2 protein-coding genes are annotated in these 1,683 nt (G+C 67.5%); both read left to right on the top strand.

Annotation, left to right across the window (positions count from 1 at the left end; all coding sequences use genetic code 11):
* Positions 1-866, top strand: an 866-nt coding sequence (locus tag ACOJTD_RS07790; protein ID WP_420132349.1) for an acyl-CoA dehydrogenase family protein, incomplete at its 5' end; no start/stop codon positions are given.
* Positions 867-1,032: 166 nt separating this feature from the next.
* Positions 1,033-1,683: acyl-CoA dehydrogenase family protein (locus ACOJTD_RS07795; protein ID WP_420132350.1), on the top strand; the 651-nt coding region annotated here is incomplete at its 3' end.

The raw sequence follows: 1,683 nt of genomic DNA on the forward strand, positions 1-1,683 counted from the left end.
CCTCGACCGTGTATCTCGCCGCCGAAGCGCTGCTGATCGCCGGCTCGGACGAGCAGAAGCAAAAGTGGCTCCCGAAGATCTCGTCGGGCGAGGCGATCGGCACGCTGGCGCTGTTCGAAGGCACCGGCAATCCGTCGCACAAGGCCGTGAAGGTCACTGCGTCCAACGGCACGATTTCCGGCACCAAGAAGCCGGTGGCCGACGGCGCCATTGCCGACTTCGCGATCGTCGCGGCGCGCACCGGCAACAGCGGTCGCGAGACCGATATCTCGCTGTTCCTGGTCGATCTGAAGGCCGGCGGCGTGACTGCGAAGCCGCTCACCAACGTCGACCCCTCGCGGCAGCAGGCCGAACTCGTGTTCGCCGGCGCCAAGGCCGAGCCGCTCGGCGCCGCGAATGAAGGCTGGAGCATCCTGTCGCGCGTGATGGACCGCGCGGCGGTGCTGATCGGGTTCGAGCAGGTCGGCGGCGCCGACCGCGCGCTGGAAATGGGCCGCGACTACGCGCTCGACCGCATCGCCTTCGGCCGCCCGATCGGCTCGTTCCAGGCCGTCAAGCACATCCTCGCCGACATGTACGTCTCGGCGACGCTGGCACGCTCGAACTGCTACTACGGCGCCTGGGCGCTCTCGACCGATGCGGGCGAGCTCGCCGAAGCCGCTGCCGCGGCTCGGATCAGCGCGACGCAGGCGTTCCAGCACTGCGCCAAGCAGAACATCCAGGTGCACGGCGGCATGGGCTTCACCTGGGAGTTCGACTGCCACCTGTACTATCGCCGCTCCAACGCGCTGGCGCTCGCTCTTGGCAGCCAGTCCTATTGGGAAGACCAACTGATCGACCGCATGCGCCAGAAGAACGCGGCGTAACGACACGCGTGTCCCGGACGCGGTGCAGCGCGCAGCGCTGCTCCGCAGATCCGGGACCCCGCTTGACGCGCTGTGAACCGGGGCCCCGGATCAGCAGCGCACCACGCCGCAAGGGCGGCGCACTGCGCTGCATCCGGGGCACGAGCTGCGAGATGAGGATAGGCAGATGAACTTCGACGATACTCCGCAGGAAGCCGAATTCCGCGCCAAGGCGCGCGCCTGGATCGACGCCAATGCGCCGAAGCAATACGAGGATGACCTGCGCAAGGCGTCGCTCGGCCGCGTGGTGCTGAAGGGCGCCAATGTGCTCGACGTCGCCAAGGCCTGGCAGAAGAAGAAGGCCGATGCCGGCTGGGCCGTGCCGCATTGGCCGAAGGAATATGGCGGCCGCGGCGCGTCACCGATCGAGCGCGTGATCTGGCAGCAGGAAGAGGGCGTGTTCGGCAAGCTCACGGCGATGTTCATCATCGGCCAGGGCATGTGCGGCCCGACCATGATGGCCTACGCGTCGGAAGACCAGAAGCGGCACTATCTGCCGCCGCTCGGCTCCGGCGAGCAGGTGTGGTGCCAGCTGTTCTCTGAGCCTGCCGGCGGTTCGGACGTCGCCGGCCTGCGCACGCGCGCCGAGAAGGATGGCGACGACTGGGTCATCAACGGCCAGAAGATCTGGACCTCCGGCGCGCACTACTCGGACTACGGCATCCTGATCACCCGCACCGACCCGACCGTGCCCAAGCACAAGGGTCTGACGATGTTCTTCCTCGACATGAAGAGCCCCGGCGTCGAGGTGCGGCCGATCAAGCAGGCCAACGGCAAT

Origin of the sequence: Rhodopseudomonas sp. (assembly GCF_048594845.1) — a bacterium.
GTDB lineage: Bacteria > Pseudomonadota > Alphaproteobacteria > Rhizobiales > Xanthobacteraceae > Rhodopseudomonas.